Annotated in this window: 20 protein-coding genes; 6 read left to right on the forward strand and 14 right to left on the reverse strand. The window is 74.2% G+C overall.

Translation table 11 applies throughout. The features are described 5' to 3' along the window. The 14 genes from ABTX81_RS30210 to ABTX81_RS30275 form a co-directional block, all read right to left on the reverse strand. Nucleotides 1-728: hypothetical protein (locus tag ABTX81_RS30210; RefSeq protein ID WP_350552100.1), on the reverse strand; the 728-nt coding region annotated here is incomplete at its 3' end. 97 nt (nt 729-825) lie between these two features. Beyond that, nucleotides 826-1,494 carry a hypothetical protein gene (locus tag ABTX81_RS30215; RefSeq protein WP_350552103.1) on the reverse strand — a complete coding sequence of 223 codons (669 nt, stop codon included), beginning with the start codon at nt 1,492-1,494 and terminating at the stop codon, nt 826-828. Nucleotides 1,495-1,528: 34 nt separating this feature from the next. Continuing rightward, nucleotides 1,529-2,185, reverse strand: a complete 657-nt coding sequence (locus tag ABTX81_RS30220; protein WP_350552106.1) for a hypothetical protein — start codon at nt 2,183-2,185, stop codon at nt 1,529-1,531. Further along, nucleotides 2,182-3,309 (reverse strand): hypothetical protein, encoded by a 1,128-nt coding sequence (locus ABTX81_RS30225; protein WP_350552109.1) that lies wholly within the window; start codon nt 3,307-3,309, stop codon nt 2,182-2,184. Before ABTX81_RS30225 ends, ABTX81_RS30220 begins: the two co-directional genes overlap by 4 nt. 80 nt (nt 3,310-3,389) lie before the next feature. Further along, nucleotides 3,390-4,133: a hypothetical protein gene (locus ABTX81_RS30230; RefSeq protein ID WP_350552112.1), complete on the reverse strand. Its 744-nt coding sequence runs from the start codon at nt 4,131-4,133 to the stop codon at nt 3,390-3,392. A 274-nt stretch (nt 4,134-4,407) separates the two neighbouring features. Then, a complete protein-coding gene (locus tag ABTX81_RS30235; protein WP_350552115.1) occupies nt 4,408-4,878 on the reverse strand; it encodes a hypothetical protein in 471 nt (156 codons plus the stop codon). Then, the gene (locus tag ABTX81_RS30240) at nt 4,871-5,593 is read right to left on the reverse strand and encodes a zinc finger domain-containing protein (protein WP_350552117.1); all 723 of its coding nucleotides are present in this window, start codon (nt 5,591-5,593) and stop codon (nt 4,871-4,873) included. The genes ABTX81_RS30235 and ABTX81_RS30240 overlap by 8 nt, the downstream gene beginning before the upstream one ends. An 82-nt stretch (nt 5,594-5,675) precedes the next feature. Then, entirely contained in the window at nt 5,676-6,680 is a 1,005-nt protein-coding gene (locus ABTX81_RS30245) for a hypothetical protein (RefSeq protein ID WP_350552120.1), read from the reverse strand. A 244-nt stretch (nt 6,681-6,924) separates the two neighbouring features. After that, complete coding sequence (locus ABTX81_RS30250; RefSeq protein ID WP_350552123.1) at nt 6,925-7,122, reverse strand: DUF6011 domain-containing protein; 198 nt, start codon at nt 7,120-7,122, stop codon at nt 6,925-6,927. Between the two features lie 63 nt (nt 7,123-7,185). Then, nucleotides 7,186-7,485: a hypothetical protein gene (locus ABTX81_RS30255; protein ID WP_350552126.1), complete on the reverse strand. Its 300-nt coding sequence runs from the start codon at nt 7,483-7,485 to the stop codon at nt 7,186-7,188. Next, nucleotides 7,482-7,790: a hypothetical protein gene (locus ABTX81_RS30260; RefSeq protein WP_350552127.1), complete on the reverse strand. Its 309-nt coding sequence runs from the start codon at nt 7,788-7,790 to the stop codon at nt 7,482-7,484. Before ABTX81_RS30260 ends, ABTX81_RS30255 begins: the two co-directional genes overlap by 4 nt. A gap of 58 nt (nt 7,791-7,848) precedes the next feature. Further along, a complete protein-coding gene (locus ABTX81_RS30265) occupies nt 7,849-8,334 on the reverse strand; it encodes a hypothetical protein (RefSeq protein ID WP_350552130.1) in 486 nt (161 codons plus the stop codon). A 28-nt stretch (nt 8,335-8,362) separates the two neighbouring features. Next, nucleotides 8,363-8,908 (reverse strand): 3'-5' exonuclease family protein, encoded by a 546-nt coding sequence (locus tag ABTX81_RS30270; RefSeq protein WP_350552132.1) that lies wholly within the window; start codon nt 8,906-8,908, stop codon nt 8,363-8,365. Then, the gene (locus ABTX81_RS30275; protein WP_350552134.1) at nt 8,905-9,444 is read right to left on the reverse strand and encodes a hypothetical protein; all 540 of its coding nucleotides are present in this window, start codon (nt 9,442-9,444) and stop codon (nt 8,905-8,907) included. Before ABTX81_RS30275 ends, ABTX81_RS30270 begins: the two co-directional genes overlap by 4 nt. A 409-nt stretch (nt 9,445-9,853) precedes the next feature. On the opposite strand from ABTX81_RS30275, the gene ABTX81_RS30280 reads away from it, so the two are divergent. From ABTX81_RS30280 to ABTX81_RS30305, 6 genes are all read left to right on the forward strand, one after another. Next, complete coding sequence (locus ABTX81_RS30280; RefSeq protein WP_350552137.1) at nt 9,854-10,537, forward strand: hypothetical protein; 684 nt, start codon at nt 9,854-9,856, stop codon at nt 10,535-10,537. Nucleotides 10,538-10,623: 86 nt separating this feature from the next. Then, nucleotides 10,624-12,069, forward strand: a complete 1,446-nt coding sequence (locus tag ABTX81_RS30285) for an AAA family ATPase (protein WP_350552140.1) — start codon at nt 10,624-10,626, stop codon at nt 12,067-12,069. Between the two features lie 81 nt (nt 12,070-12,150). Then, nucleotides 12,151-12,360, forward strand: coding sequence for a hypothetical protein (locus ABTX81_RS30290; protein WP_350552142.1), 210 nt, complete (start codon nt 12,151-12,153; stop codon nt 12,358-12,360). Then, entirely contained in the window at nt 12,357-12,968 is a 612-nt protein-coding gene (locus ABTX81_RS30295) for a WhiB family transcriptional regulator (protein WP_350552145.1), read from the forward strand. Before ABTX81_RS30290 ends, ABTX81_RS30295 begins: the two co-directional genes overlap by 4 nt. Then, on the forward strand, nt 12,965-13,345 hold the full coding sequence (locus tag ABTX81_RS30300) for a hypothetical protein (RefSeq protein ID WP_350552148.1): 381 nt from the start codon (nt 12,965-12,967) through the stop codon (nt 13,343-13,345). The genes ABTX81_RS30295 and ABTX81_RS30300 overlap by 4 nt, the downstream gene beginning before the upstream one ends. Beyond that, nucleotides 13,339-13,716 (forward strand): hypothetical protein, encoded by a 378-nt coding sequence (locus tag ABTX81_RS30305; protein ID WP_350552151.1) that lies wholly within the window; start codon nt 13,339-13,341, stop codon nt 13,714-13,716. Before ABTX81_RS30300 ends, ABTX81_RS30305 begins: the two co-directional genes overlap by 7 nt. The last annotated feature ends 220 nt before the right edge of the window (nt 13,717-13,936 follow it).

Raw genomic sequence — 13,936 nt, forward strand, 5'->3', positions numbered from 1 at the left:
TCTGCGGCGTCGAGCTCGGCGCGCAGGGCGGGCAGCAGGGTGCGTGCGGCGGCGGCGGCCGCGGGGGTGGGGTGGGGGTCAGCGAGGACGGCGTCCACGGCAGCGCGGGCGGACATCGGCCGGCCGTAGCGGCGCCAGACGGCGCCGGCGCCGTCGGTGGCGTAGGTGATGGTGAGGAACTGGGTGGGGGTCAGGTCGACTGGCGGCTCGCCGTCGCCGGCGAGCAGGGGGCCGAGTCCGCCGGCCTTGACCAGCAGCCCGACGGCCGCCTCGCCGTCCGGGTAGGTGTGCCGCTGCGGGCCGCCGCCGTAGGAGGGGATCGGGCGCACCGTCTGCTGCAGCAGGTGGGCGACCAGCGCCTTCTCCTGGCCGGTGGCGGTGGAGAGCGGGTCGGGCACGCGCTCCAGGAGCCGGCGGCCCTCGTCGCGCAGCACCCATGCCTGGACACCGACGTAGCCGCTGTACTCGTCGACGGCGCCGCTGGTGTACATGCGCAGCGCGCCCAGCACGGTGGCGTCCTCGGAGTAGTCGCGGCGCAGGCCGATGACGTCGGCGTGGTCCTTCAGGTCCCGCTCCACGCTGCGCCGCACCCGGTCCTCGGTGGGGCCGTCCTGCCAGGTGACGCGCCATCTGCGGGTGGGGTCGTCGTAGTTGGCGTCGAACTCGCAGGCCAGGGCGCGGCCGAGGGTGGTGAAGTGGTGGCGGATCTCGGTGCTGCGCGGCGCCATCGGCGCTCCTTCGTGCTGGTCGTCGGCCGGCCGGTGCGCGGTGTGGGGCCCGCCCGGGGTTCATCGTAGGGGCCGGGCGAGCGACGGCGGGGGCGGTTCACCAGAGGCGGCGGGGGTTGGGGTGGTTGCCCTTCCAGGCGCCGGTGTGCGGGTTGCGCCAGTACGGGCGGCTGCCGGGGGTGCCGGCGTGTTCGATGATCCGCAGCAGGGCGTGGCCGAGGTCGGGGCCGGGGCGGTAGGTCCAGGCGGTGGCGGCGAACTCGGCGGCGAGGCGGGCGCAGACCACCTCCCGGGAGGCACCGGCGGACAGGGCGGACAGGGAGGTCACGGGGCGGTGCAGGCCCATGTCGTGCAGGACGGTTGCCCAGGTGCGGGCGGCGCGGTGGAGGGCCATGCAGGCGCGGACGGGGGTGGGCTCGGCGGGGTTCCAGGCGGTGGTGATGATCTGCTGGACGGCGTCGATGAGCGGGTGGTCCGGGTCGAGGTCGGGATGGCGGGAGAGCCGGATCTCGACCCAGTTGGCGACGATCCAGCCAGCCAGGCGCACGGTGCCGTCGGGGTCGGCCCAGGCGCGGGCGCCGGTGCGCCCGGGGTGGGTGAGGTACAGGGCGGCGGTGTCCAGGGCGTCGAGGTTGCCGACGGCCTGGCCGGCGTGGAACATCGCGAGGCCGATGACGCCTGCGACGTGGTCGCCGTGGGTGGGGCTCTGGCGGGCGGCGGCGTCCAGGAGGAACGTCGCGTCGGGGGTGGTGGTGGTCGTGGGCACAGGGGTCCTCGCGGGGGGGTGGGTGGCCGGGTGGTCAGTCGTCGTCGCGTTCGGGGGCGTGGAGGCGCAGGATCGCCTTGAGCGCCCGGCCGAGGTGGGCCGGGCCGCGGTCGACGCGCAGGATCGGGTCCAGGGCGTGGGAGACGAGGCTGGCGTCGGTGCTCGGGAAGGTGTTGCCGGGGTAGGCGGCGATGACGCGCAGCTGGCGCTCCAGGCCCGGGGTGCGGCGCAGGTCGGGGCTGTGGTGGGTGATGGCCCGGCGCAGGCGGCCGGTGAGGTCGGGGGTGGCGGTGCGCTCGGGCCGGGCGTAGACGGCGGTGACGACGTCCCCGAGGGCGGCGGGCAGGTCCAGGGGGCCGGGCAGGTGCAGGCGCCGGTCGTTCCGGACGCGGTGGAGGATGCGCTGGGCGAGGATGTAGGCGGCCAGGTGCTGCAGGGCGAGGGTGTCGGCGCTGGACCGGCCGGTGCGCTCGGCGGGGCGCAGCGGCGCGTGGGGGCCGAAGATCAGGTTGTGGGTGCGGCGGGCGGTGAGGTCGAGGCGGTGAAGACCGGCGGCGGGGCTGTGCTCGGGGGTGGCGGCGGCGTGGATCGCGATGTGCACGACGGCGCCCGGGTCGTAGCGGTGGGAGGCGATCGGCTCGGACGCGGTGGCGATCGCGGCGAGGTGGCCGAGCAGGGCGGTGTCGGTCATCGCGGGTTCCCGGGGGTGGTGAGGGGCGGGACGGTGCCGGTGGCGCGCAGGTGCAGGTACGCGGCGGCGAGCTGCTCGTAGGCGCCGGCCATGGCGTCCAGGCGGGCGCCGTCGCGCTCGTCGGAGAGGTAGCGGTCAGGGTGGCGCAGCGTGGCCGCCTCCCGGTTGAACTGGCTGATCTGCGCGGCGAGCCAGACGTCCGGGTCCAGGAGCGTGGTCGGCGCCGAGTCGTCGTCGTCCTCGCCGACCAGTTCGCGATAGGCGGTGTCGTAGGCCTTCTGGGCGGCGAGGAGTTCGGCGGGCGGCTCGGCGTCGTGGAGGAGCTCCTGCAGTTCCTCGTCGGTGGCGTTCGGGTGGGCGGCGGCCATCGCGGCGTCCTGGGCGGCGATCTGGTTCTGGAACGCCTTGCGCAGGGCCCGCACTTCGGGGGTCTCGGCGGGGACGAGGGCGGCGGGGGCGAGTTGGTGGACGAAGGCGCGGGCGGCGACGCTCCAGATGTGGGCGCCGCAGGAGGCGGGGGAACGGAGCAGGCTCTCGTCCTGGTCGTCGGCGCGGGCGGCCTCGGCGAGGGCCAGGGCGTGGGCGGTCAGGGCGCGCGCCGTCTCGTCCAGCACCGTCATGGCCTCCAGGCCGCCGAGGTCGGCGGCGACCTCGATCTTCGCGGGCCGCATCCGCTTGACCGTGGTCAGCGGGATGCCGCTGAGCCGGTAGACCTCTTCGGGGGTGAGGCCGACGGCGAGCGCGCCGAGGACCAGCGGTTCCAGGCGGTCGGTGACGCTCTGCTGCTCCAGGAACCAGTCCCCCAGGGCGTCGCGGGCCTCATCCGGGTTGCGGAAGTACAGGGCGGGCTGCTCGGGGGCGTGCGGGGCGGCCTCGGCGGCGCCGGTGCGCTCGCCGCGGCGGTTGAACCAGGCGGCGAACGCCTGCGGGCTGTTGAAGCCCAGTTCGCGGGCGGCGGCGGACTTGTTGCCGCCGTGGGCGGTGACCAGGGTGCCGGCCGCGGTGGCCTTGATGCTGTCGAGGTAGTCGGCGAGGTACTCCTGCGCGTCCTCGGCAGCGCGGTAGACGCGCAGGGGGTCGCGGGAGGTGAGTGCGGCGGTGACGTGGTCGGGCAGGGGGAGCATGGCGGGGGTCCTTCGGGTCGTGGATCCGGTGGCGGGCGGGGCGCGGGGCCGCCGGGCGGGCGGCCCCGCGCCGGGGCGGGCTACAGCAGGTCGAAGTCGGCGTACGGGTCGTTGGCGGCGGCGCGCTCGCGGCGGATGAACTCGCGCAGCCGCGCGACGGTGGCCGGGTCCGGGTCGGCGGGCTCGAACGTCCACTCGTGCACGGCCATCTCCTCGCCGTCCTGGGTGACGGTCACCCGCAGCCGGCCGATGTGCTCCGCGCGGTCGTACCAGCGCTCGCCCAGGGCCTCGTTCAGCGCGGCCTCCTCGTTGCCCCGCTCGATGTCGCGCACCCTCTCGGAGCCGATCTCGCGGGCGGCCTCCTCCAGGTCGTTGTCCCACTCGGGGTGCGCGCTGAGGGTGCCGGTGCCGGTGACCAGCGTCCTGAACGCCTCGTCCGGCCCGTCCTGGACCTCGACGGTGTACTCGTAGCCGGCCGCGGCGAGGCCCTCGATGTCGGTCCGCTCCCAGGGCGCGTTCTCGGCGGCGTCGCGTCCCTGCTCCTCGTAGGCGGCGTCGGCGACGCCCCGGTCCTCGCTGTCCCACAGCTCGTCGCTGTCCGGACGCTGGTGGCGGACCGCGAACCGCGGCTGCCCACCGTCGTAGAAGGCGATCAGCTGCAGCAGGTAGGTCACCTGGCCGTACTCGTCGAGGCCTTCGGAGCGGCGCAGCTCCTGGCCCGCGTGGGCGAGGGGCTCGATGCGCTCGGCGGTCTCCTCGTCGACGGTCACCCTCTCGTAGGGGGAGGAGATGATGCGCAGTTCGCCGGCGGTGCTGCTGGCCATGAGTACGCTCCTGGGGTGTGGGCCCGCCGTCGTAACCGGCCGGGCTCTCGGTGCCGGGGGTTGCCGCCCCCGGCACCACCAGGATGAACCCCCGCACCCCAAGATCGCAACGCCATTTTGAAAGTTCTTTCAAATCTTATTTGAAACTCCGGGGTCGCCGGCCGCCGGCGTGCCCGAGCGGACCGACCGGATCTACCGGGCGGCCGGCCCGGCCCTGCTGCCGTAGCCAGGGGCCGGGCGGGTACGGACACGGCCCGTCCCGCCCGGCTGGTGTTCACGGCAGCGGCTGCTCGTTCTCGGTCCTCCAACGGAGCCGGATGTAGCGGGCGGGGTAGTCGGTGATGTCGGCGCTGGCCCGGCGGACCGCGAAGGCGGGCAGGCCCTCGACCTGGACCCGGGTGAGCACGGCGTCCCAGATCGGGATCCAGGCGTCCGGGTCGGTGCCCCCGCCGAGCTCCGCCAGGCCGTCCTGCGGGTCGCGGCGGAGCCAGGCGTCGTGGAGGGTCACGGTGGTGCCGTCGGGCAGGGTGACGATCGCCCGCGGCCCCGGCTGCGGCATGTAGGTGCTGACCTTGCCGTGGCGGTAGAGCCAGAGGTCGACGGCGGCCGCGTCGAACTGCGGGTGGACGTCGTCGCCGCCGACCTGCGCGGGGAAGTCGGGGTGCAGGCGGCGCCAGTTAACGACGGCGGCGCGGCCGACGTCGGCGCGGCGGGCGATCTCGGCGAGGAGCAGGCGTTCAGACATGGCGGTTCACCGTGATGGTGGGGCCGAGGGTGTCCAGGCGCTCGTCCACGCGGCGGGTGGCCTCGGCCAGGCGCACCTTGTGCGGCACCTCGGCGGCCCGGCCGGTGCTGGTGCGACACGGCCCGCCTTCTGCGGCGCCGCACTTCGGGCTCGTGCACTCGATCGCCAGTACCTCGGCGTCGATCGCTCGGGCGCGTTCCTGCGCGCGCCGGGCGGAGGCCGCGCGGGACTCCACGAAGCGCACGCCGGCCATCGCCTCGGGGAACGTCGTCGTCTCGACGTCGCCGTGCCGCCGGGCGATGAACGGGTTCGCCGGCGCCTCCGCGCGGCCGGCCAGGAGTTCGAGCTGCTGGTGGGTGGGGACGATGGTCGGCCCGCCGTAGGTGCGCCGGTCGCTGTCGGCGGCCGCCGCTCCCCAGGCGGCGCCGTCGTTCGGGAACGTCACGGCGAGCGGGACGTCGCCGGCGGTGATGGCGGTCAGGCGCTGGAAGCGGGCGGCATCGCCGGTGATCCGCTCGGCGGTGCGCCGCCACTCCTCGATGGAGGCTTCGAGTTCGACCGGCTCGGCCACGGTCTCGGCGGCGTAGGCGAGCTGGCGCAGCAGCACGCTGACGCCGGACAGGTGCAGGGCGATCTCCTCGACCGTGATGCGGCGCCCGGTGCGCAGGTGCGCGGTGTCGGCCGGGTCGGTGCTGGTCTGCGGGGTGGTGGTCACGGTGGTCTCCCGGTGGGGACGTGCTGCTCCGGCCGGCCGGCGATCGCGCGGACGGAGCGGCGGGGCGAGGGGGGTGAGGCGGTCAGAGGCCGGTGATGGTCATGCGGGCGCCGTACAGCAGCTCCTGGCGGCCGATCTCCAGCAGCGCGGAGAGGTCGCCGGTTCCGGCCTCCAGTTGGGCGGGCGGGATGCTGCGGGCGGGGGCGGTGAGGAACAGGACGGTGCCGTGGTAGTGGGCGGCGGCCATCCACGCCGGTGGCGGGCTCCAGGGACGCGGGGGCTGGTACCAGCGGCCGGTTCCCTGCCGCTCGATGTGCGTCAGGCCGGTGCGGTCGGCGGCGATGCTCCACTCCGGCAGGTGGCGCAGGCCTCCGCGGGTGAGGTCGACTGCGGGCAGGCCGTCGGAGAGCCGGTCTGCGCGGAATCCGAGGTGGCCGTGGCGGTCCTGCTCGCCGGGCTGGAGGTAGAACAGGGGCGGGCTGTTCTCGGGGACGGTGAACACGTAGTAGTCCTCAACGGGACCGCCCCGGCGGCGGTGCTGCTTGGGCGGCAGGTCCTCGGTGCGCACGTCCAGGCCGCGCCGGCGGCGCTCCAGGGCGAGCTGCGACCACGACCAGACCCGGGTCCGACCGCAGCCCTCATGTGTCCACACCGAGTGCTGAAGTTCCGTCGCCCGGGTGGAACCTGGGCGCCGGACCTCCTGGAGGGCGAGACCGACGTGGACTTCCTTCTCGCGGGTGACGTCGATCGGCTGGTCGCACAGGAAGCACACCAGCGGGTCGAGCGAGCCGGGACGTCCTGTCTTCTCGGCGTGTTCGAGCAGCTGCTGCACCTGGTCGGTGTCGGCGAGCTCCTGCACGCCCCAGGCGACGAAGTAGCCGGTGACGGCGGTCTGCGGCCGGTGCTCGAAGGGGTCGGCGGCCGCGTCGAAGCCCATCGGGCCCCGGCCTTCGTCGTCCTCGTCCTGGAGGTGCCGGCCCTGCTGGTACTCGGCGCGTACGGCCTTCAGCGCGGCCTCGTAGGACTCGCCGGTCTGCTCGGCCCGACGGCGGGCCGCGTTCTTCAAGGCCTGCTGCTTGGCGCCCATGGCTGCTCCTCGTGGCGCGTGGTCCCGTGACCCGGGCGCGCCTGAAGAGGGGGAGGCGGGCGGCCTGGAAGCGGACGTGCCGGTGCTGGGGCTGTTGAGTCCCGCTGGGCGGGTTCGGGTCGTCTTCGCCGTCCGGTCACGGGCCGGACTACTGGGCCACGGTCGTCAACAGCGCAGCGGCGACCGGGTTCCACCCTACAGGCGCCGATGGAACAGCGTGCAGCGCCCCGGAGGCGGTTTTCGGTCAGGTGCCGGGGAGCGGGTCCTGGTCGATGTCGTAGCGCACCGTGCGGTCGGGGGCGGTGGCGCAGTGCGGGCCGAGGCGCTCCCAGCGGGATTCGGGGGCGCGCAGGGGTCGGTGGCACTCCCGGCACCGGACGACCGGCGCGCGGTGGCGCGGGACGCCGGTGCCGGGCAGTGTCGGCTCCTCGTGGTCGGTCACCAGGGCCGGGACTCCCCGGCGGCGAGCGGGCAGTGCAGTCGGATGGTGGCCATGGCGCCGATCCTAGGTGAGGGCCGCGGTGGTGGGCGGCGGGCCAGCGGGTTCGACGTTGATGCCGTAGTCCCGTTCGTAAACGCCGTAGCGGGGGACGTAGGTCGAGCTGGCCCAGAAGCGGATGCGGTGGGTGCCAGGGGGCAACTCCGACTCGGGGATGTCGAACGACTCGAAGTTGTCCCAGTCGGTCTGCTCATCGATGACGCAGCGTTCGGGGCACTCGGGCGGGCAGAGGATGGTGTGCTCGCGTTCGCCGTCGTCGTCCTCGGTGATGCTGAAGGCGTGCCAGGGGCCGTATGAGTCGGTCATGGGCTCTCGTCTCCTGCGGGGGTGAGGTAGTCGGCGAGGGTGTCGGGGTCGCTGGCCAGGATCTGGGCGGCCTCGTACTGGATGTGGTGGTAGCCGGCCTCATGGTTGTAGCCCTGCCAGGTCGGCGGGTGGACGGCCCAGGTGCGCAGGGAGTGCTCGGGGTCGGGGTGGTCGGTGAGGGCCTCGCGGACAGCGGCCTTCGCGTCCTCCTGGCCGTGGCCGTAGTCGTCGGCCGGGGCGGCCGGGGCGGGTTCGGCGAGAGCGGTGAGCGCGGCCCTGGTGTCGTTCTCGGTGGTGGTGTGCACGGTTGGTTCCCCCCTCAGGTGGGCCGCCCGACCGGCGGTGCCGGGCGGCGCGCGGTGGTCAGTGCTGGGCGAGGATGTGGCGCTCCCAGGCGTCGACGTGGGTGTCGGCGCACCTGCTGACCGGGGCGCTGCCGAGGGGGCGGCCGCACTGGCAGGTGGCGTTGATGTCGCTGTCGTGGTGCTCGAGGACCAGGGCGTGACCCCCGGCGAGGGTGGCGGGGTGCTCGGTGTCGGCGTCGGTGGTGAAGGTGGCGGCGCGGGTCGCGGCGGCGGTCCAGGCCTCGCGGATGCCGTCGGGGACGGCGTCCCAGTCGGGGATGGGCTGTCCGTCGTACGCGAGGCCGGCTCGGTTGGCGGTGTAGGTCTCGAAGGCGGCGCGGGCGCGGTCGGCGGGGTCGGTGGTGAGCGCCTTCGTGGCGATCAGCGTCTCCAGGCGGTCGGCGACGTCGCCGCGGCCGGGGTCGAGTTCGTGGTCGGCGGGCAGGGTGCGGATCATCGTGATGACGGCGGCCAGGGCGGCGGGGTCGACGACGGGGTTGGGCATGGTGGTGGTCTCCGTTCGGCCGGGACGGTCAGAGGTGTATGCCGCGGGTGCGGAGCTCGCGGGCGGTGTAGTCGTAGAGGTCGCGGTTGTAGCGGGCGTCGTTGAGGGCGTGGTGCTCGGGGGTGTCCTGGGTGGGCAGGAGGACGAGGTCGCCGGCCATAGCGATGAGGGACTGGATGTCGGTGGCCCAGCGGGGGACATCCTCGGGCATGCGGGCCCAGTCGTTGTCCCAGAGCTGGTGGAGGCGGACGACGTCCTGGGCGGCGTACCAGGCGTGGAGGTGGGCCTGGCGGTGGTGGGTGGAGAAGTAGCGGGCGGCGCCGGTGGCGATGTCGGCGAGGGGGCGGACGTCGGGGTGGTCGAGGTCGAGGTCGCCGCCGGGGGTGAGCGGCAGCTGCGGCCACACGTGCTTCAGCAGCCAGGGGTTGTTGTGGAGGGCCGCGATGTTCATGTCGGAGTTGACGGCGTAGAAGTCGGTGCCCTGGTGGTCGGTGAGGGCGAGGGAGATGAGGCCGTCGGGGCCGTGGCAGGTGGTGATGAACTCGGTGTCGAGGAAGACGGGGCGCAGGGTCATGACGGGTTCTCCGGTGTGGGGCGGGTGATGAGGGCGTTGCCGGTGGCGTACCAGGTGCAGGCCTGCTCGCGGCCGCAGAAGACGCTGTGGTGGGTGGGGCAGCGGGCGCGGTAACGGTCGACGGCGGCGACGAGGGTGGGGTGGGCGGGCCGGCGGAGGCCGACGCTGCCGGTGATGCCGGTGCCGTTCCAGGTGGTGCGGACCTCGGCGCCGAGCCGGGTGAGGGCGGCGGCCAGGACGGCGAGCTCGCCGGGGGCGAGGACGTTGCGGGGGGCCTGGCGCTGGAAGTCGAAGTCGGGGTCGGCGATGTCGACGACCAGGACGGGCAGGTCGACGGCGCCGGTGGGGGTGACGGAGTAGCGGCGGTTGCCGTGGGTGCCGAGGTGGGCGCCGTGGTGCTGGAGGATCGCGCCGTCGGGCTGTTCGGTGTCGTAGAGCCAGGCGAGGCCTGCGGTGAGGAGGTGGTGGGCCGGGTGCCGGCCGGGGCCGGTACCCGGCTCCGCCAGGTCGGGGGCGGATGTCGGACTGGTGGGCATGGCTGCTCCGTGGAAGGGGGGTGGCAGGTGGCGGGCAGTTTCGTTACGCTGCACGCGTCGTGCGGGAGCTGCATCTGCTCCCTGGAGGTCGTTGCCCTGGCGGGCGGCGGCCTTTTGTCGTTTCCGGGGGCTCGCCGAGATCGAACATACCATATAAGACTTGCTATTTGGATGCTGTTCATGAGATGGTCTGCCTGTCGGGTCGAGGCGGCTCGATGCCGCAGGACGTACCCGCCGGGGTGCGTGCGGCTTCACGGATAGGAGACTGGGCATGTCGACCGCACTGCTCGTGCCGCCCAGATCGGGGCGGCGCGGCCCCCCGAGAGGACACCTCTACGTGCCTGCCGCTCCGAAGCGATCCCCCCTGCCCTCCGACCGGCAGCGGCGCCGGCGAAGCGCCGCCGAGGAGGTGGAGAACACGACCGCCAGGTCGCTCTACCTACGCCCGGACGTCAAGCGGGCCGCCACCGCGAAGGCCAAGGCCGAGGGCATCGCCCTGGTCCTGAAGATCCGCCAGGGCTGGGACGACTTCATGGCCGGCCGCTTCACGGTGACCAAGCCCGTCCGGACCGAGCCCGGGCAGCCGAAGGTGCGCAGTGCCCAGTGGGAGGCTGATGCCTACTGGGACGAGCTCGCCGCGGTCTGCACGACGGCCTCGACCAAATCCGGGTTCACGGTCAACCCCTCCGTCATCGCGGACCAGTACCTGGCCGCGTGGGTGGGGCTGGAACTGGTGGAGCCGGAGCAGGAGCCCCTGGTCCCCCACACCCTCTACCTCTACGGGTCCCTCAAGGTCCTCGCGATGGAGCAGGCCAAGCTGCAGGGCACCACGCTGACGGACAAGCTCCGCGAGGGCTTCGCCGCCTTCGTGGCCGGCGACCTGGAGATCACCGAGGTGCTCGGCCCGCTCGGGCCCAGCGACAAGAAGAAGCCGATCCCGTTCCGGGCCACCGACTCGGACTGGGACCAGCTGACCGCGTACTGCACGGCCGAGTCCGCCGAGGTCGGGTTCACCGTGAACCCGTCCGTCCTCGCCGACCTGATCCTGCGCACCTGGCTGGGCCTGCCCACGACGAGCGGGGACGCCGGCTAGGCGAGACCCACGGGGACGTGATGCCTGACCGCCGACAACCGGGCCCACGCTCCCGTTTCGAGAACACCATCTGAGAGAGAGTCCCCATGGCTACCGAGGCCATCGGGGCCCCCGCGCACGCGGGGGCCCTGGTTCCGCACACCTCGCTGCAGGTGCGCGCCGCGATCAAGGAGGCGCGCCCGGCACGGATCATGCTCGACGGCCCGTCCGGCTCCGGCCGGACCTGGACCGGGCTCGCCCTGGCGGCGGGTCTCGCCGGTGACGGCGGGCGCATCGGCGTGATCGACACCAACGGCGGCGCCTCGCTGCGCTACGCCGACCAGTTCGCTTTCACCGTGGCGGAGTTGGAGGAGTTCAGCCCCGAGCACCTGCTGAAGGCGCTGTACGAGGTGGGCGCCGCCGGCTGCGACATCGTCCTCGTCGACGACTACTCCAAGTTCTGGTCCGGCCCGGGTGGGCTGCTGGAGCTGGTCGACGCCGCGACCAGGGAGGCCAACCAGGAGGCCGCGAAGGCGCGGCAGCCGGCGCCGAGCGGCGCGGGCTGGACGGCGGTCCGTCCCCGGGAGCGGGCCGCGCTGGAGGCGCTGGCCGCGTTCCCCGGGCACGTGATCGTCACGGTCACCGCGCTGCCGGAGACCGTGCTGGAGGACGTCGGGGACGGCCTCACCGGGCCGCGCCGCCACGGCCTGCGTCTGGACCAGCGCCAGGGCGTGGACGGTCCGTACGACTTCGCCCTGAGTCTGCTGCCCGGCGGTGAGCACCGGGCGGTGGTGAGCAAGTCGCACATGCCCGAGCTGACCGGCCGGCTGCTCGACCTGCGGGCCGACTCCGCCCGGCAGCTCGGCGCCCGGATCGACGCGTGGGCCCGCGAAGGCGCGGACCGCTGGCCGATGGCCGACTTCTACGCCCGCGCATACGACCTGAACACCACGATCGAGGATCTGGAGCTGCTGCTGGGGCAGTTGACCGACACCCGGTCCCTGCGCGTGGCCGCGTTCAACGCGTGGCCGCGTCGGGCCGAGGGCAAGGACCGCAGGCTGGACGAGCAGTACGGCGCCCCGATCGCGCTCGGCGTGCTCGTCCGGCGCCGACTGGAGTCGATGCGGGCCGAGGCCGCGCGCGCCCGCCGCTTCGCCCCGCCCGCCCCCGCTGCGCCGCAGCCGCCCGCGCCCGCCCGCCCGGCTCCGGCCGCGCCGCAGCCCCCGGCGGACCGCCCCGCCCCGGCGCCGGCCGCACCACCGCCCCCGGCGGCGCTCAAGGCCGACCGGCCCGCCAGCCGACCGCTGGAGATCCCGCTCGTCGGCGAGACCAACCCGATCAACCTGGCCACGGCCGGCGTCGTCGCACTGATCCGAGCACCGGGCGCCTGGGACGACACGATCAAGCTGGCGAAGGCCTTCGCGGAGGCCTCGACCAAGCGAGTCGTGGATGAGCCGGTCCGCTGCGAGGACGGCTCCGGGGCGCTGCTGCGCACCGTCCTGACGGCCCGGCAGGACGAGCTCAAGGGCCGCGCCCTGATCGACACGATCTGACCCCCACCCACCCCATGCCCGGGCCGGACAGCCCACCGCCACACCGTGCTGTCCGGCCCGGCCCGCTCCCGGGAGCTCCCGGTGCGCCGCACCCACACCCACACCCTCACCGTGCTCGCCCTCGCCATCGCCCTGGCCTACGCCGTCCACCAGTTGCGCCTCGCCCGCCGGGCGGCGGCCGCCGCCGGCGTGGACGCTGTGGTCGCCCGGTTCGAGGCCGACCTCACCGCCCAGCACTTCCGTACCGCCCGGCGCCCGGGCGCCGGCCCCGAGAAGGGGGACCTCCCTTGACCGTCAACGGTTTCCGCAGCACCCCGCAGAAGGACCTGCGCCGCACCGCCCTGTTCGCCCTGCTGGGCAGCGAGGAGTTCAAGCGCAGCCCCTGCAAGAGGATCGGCCCCAGCAACCTGTGGGTCGACGACAGGATCCGGGCGGTGGACGCGGCGAAGGCGACGTGCGCGCCGTGCCCGGCCCGCGCGGCCTGCGCCCGGTACGCGCTCGAGTACAACGAGACCGAGGGCGTCTGGGGCGGCCTGGACCCCGCCGAGCGGCGGTCGATCCGCCGGCGCCGGGCGCGCCAGGCCGCCGCCGCCAGCGCGGCGAAGCAGGGCGCGGCCGTCCACCAGGCGCTGGCCAACCTCACCACCTTCGCCCGCCCGGACGGCACCGTCGTACGGACCCCTCGGCAGCTGGAGTACGTGAAGGCCATCGCCGCCGCCGACGGGAACCTGAAGAGGGCCCGCGAGCACATCGACACCACCCACCGCTCGATGTGCCACCAGTACCGGCTGCTGGCCGTGCGGGCCGGTCTCCCCGACTCGCAGTACGACCACGTGCCGGATGTTCTCGCGCGCATCGCCGTGGTCCTGGCCGAGGCGAACCTTGGGCAGGCGGCATGAGTACCGCGCCCGAGATCGTGGCCGCCGACGTGCTCGGGGCCCGGCTCGTCACCGGCACCGCCCAGGTGCTGGAGGGCCTGCTGGTCCTGGGCCTGGTCGAGCACGCGCGCGGCCTGGACTCGCTGCCGGACATCCTGCTGCCGACGCTGCCGCCCGGCCCGGACCGCGACGCCGCGCTGTTCCTCACCGGCGCGTCGGCGGCAACGGCGGCCGCAGCGCGACGTTGGCGCGGGCAGCAGTGGGACCCGGAGGAGTTCGCCGCCGCGGCCGCGCAGCTCCAGGAAGCCGGCTTCGAGCTGATGGCCCGCCGAGCCCGGCGGGCGATCGGCGCGGCCCGACTGCTCGGGGACCCGGCCGCGCGGCGGCCGCCGTGCTGACCGCCACCGCCCGCCGCGGCCCGGGCCAGCCGCCGACGGTGGAGATCGGCGACCAGGAGCTGCTCGGAGAGATGCTGCGCCTGGTCGCCGAAGGGGCGTCCGTGGAGATGGCGGCCGGCGGGGTCGGTTGGTCCAGGTCGGGGGTGTACCGGATGGCGAGGAAGGAGAAGGTGTTCCGGCAGGCGCTGACCGCGGCACAGAAGCAGGGGAGGGTGGTGCGCACGCCGCCGCCGGAGTGCGGGTCGGAGAGCCAGTACGGCAAGGGGTGCCGGTGCGAGCGGTGCGTGCTGGCGGCGGCGTCCGCGCGGGCCGGCCGCCGGGCGACGGCCAGGGCTCGCACGGGCGCTCGAACGGCTCGCCCTGACGGGTGAACACCAGCGGCTGGAGGGCGGGATTCCGGAATGCCCAGGGCGGGGGAAGTCGCCGCTGGGTACAGGTTCGACCTCGGGAGAGCGGGCACATTTCCGCAGGTGAAAGGCCACTTTTCGGAAATTGATCTAGGGATGTCCGGGCCTGTTATTAAGGCTGGCCCGGCGGGTGTGGGGTTGTCGGGTCATCGGATGGTCATCGGACTAATCCGGGCAGGGGGAT

The sequence above is a fragment of the Kitasatospora sp. NPDC097605 genome (assembly GCF_040302725.1).
Classification (GTDB): Bacteria; Actinomycetota; Actinomycetes; order Streptomycetales; family Streptomycetaceae; genus Kitasatospora.

Bases quoted from the DNA above. Each gene is read 5' to 3' on its own strand.
- ABTX81_RS30220 (WP_350552106.1), bottom strand. From the start codon at position 2,185: ATGACCGACACCGCCCTGCTCGGCCACCTCGCCGCGATCGCCACCGCG.
- ABTX81_RS30225 (WP_350552109.1), bottom strand. From the start codon at position 3,309: ATGCTCCCCCTGCCCGACCACGTCACCGCCGCACTCACCTCCCGCGAC.
- ABTX81_RS30230 (WP_350552112.1), bottom strand. From the start codon at position 4,133: ATGGCCAGCAGCACCGCCGGCGAACTGCGCATCATCTCCTCCCCCTAC.
- ABTX81_RS30235 (WP_350552115.1), bottom strand. From the start codon at position 4,878: ATGTCTGAACGCCTGCTCCTCGCCGAGATCGCCCGCCGCGCCGACGTC.
- ABTX81_RS30245 (WP_350552120.1), bottom strand. From the start codon at position 6,680: ATGGGCGCCAAGCAGCAGGCCTTGAAGAACGCGGCCCGCCGTCGGGCC.
- ABTX81_RS30255 (WP_350552126.1), bottom strand. From the start codon at position 7,485: ATGACCGACTCATACGGCCCCTGGCACGCCTTCAGCATCACCGAGGAC.
- ABTX81_RS30265 (WP_350552130.1), bottom strand. From the start codon at position 8,334: ATGCCCAACCCCGTCGTCGACCCCGCCGCCCTGGCCGCCGTCATCACG.
- ABTX81_RS30270 (WP_350552132.1), bottom strand. From the start codon at position 8,908: ATGACCCTGCGCCCCGTCTTCCTCGACACCGAGTTCATCACCACCTGC.
- ABTX81_RS30275 (WP_350552134.1), bottom strand. From the start codon at position 9,444: ATGCCCACCAGTCCGACATCCGCCCCCGACCTGGCGGAGCCGGGTACC.
- ABTX81_RS30285 (WP_350552140.1), top strand. From the start codon at position 10,624: ATGGCTACCGAGGCCATCGGGGCCCCCGCGCACGCGGGGGCCCTGGTT.
- ABTX81_RS30300 (WP_350552148.1), top strand. From the start codon at position 12,965: ATGAGTACCGCGCCCGAGATCGTGGCCGCCGACGTGCTCGGGGCCCGG.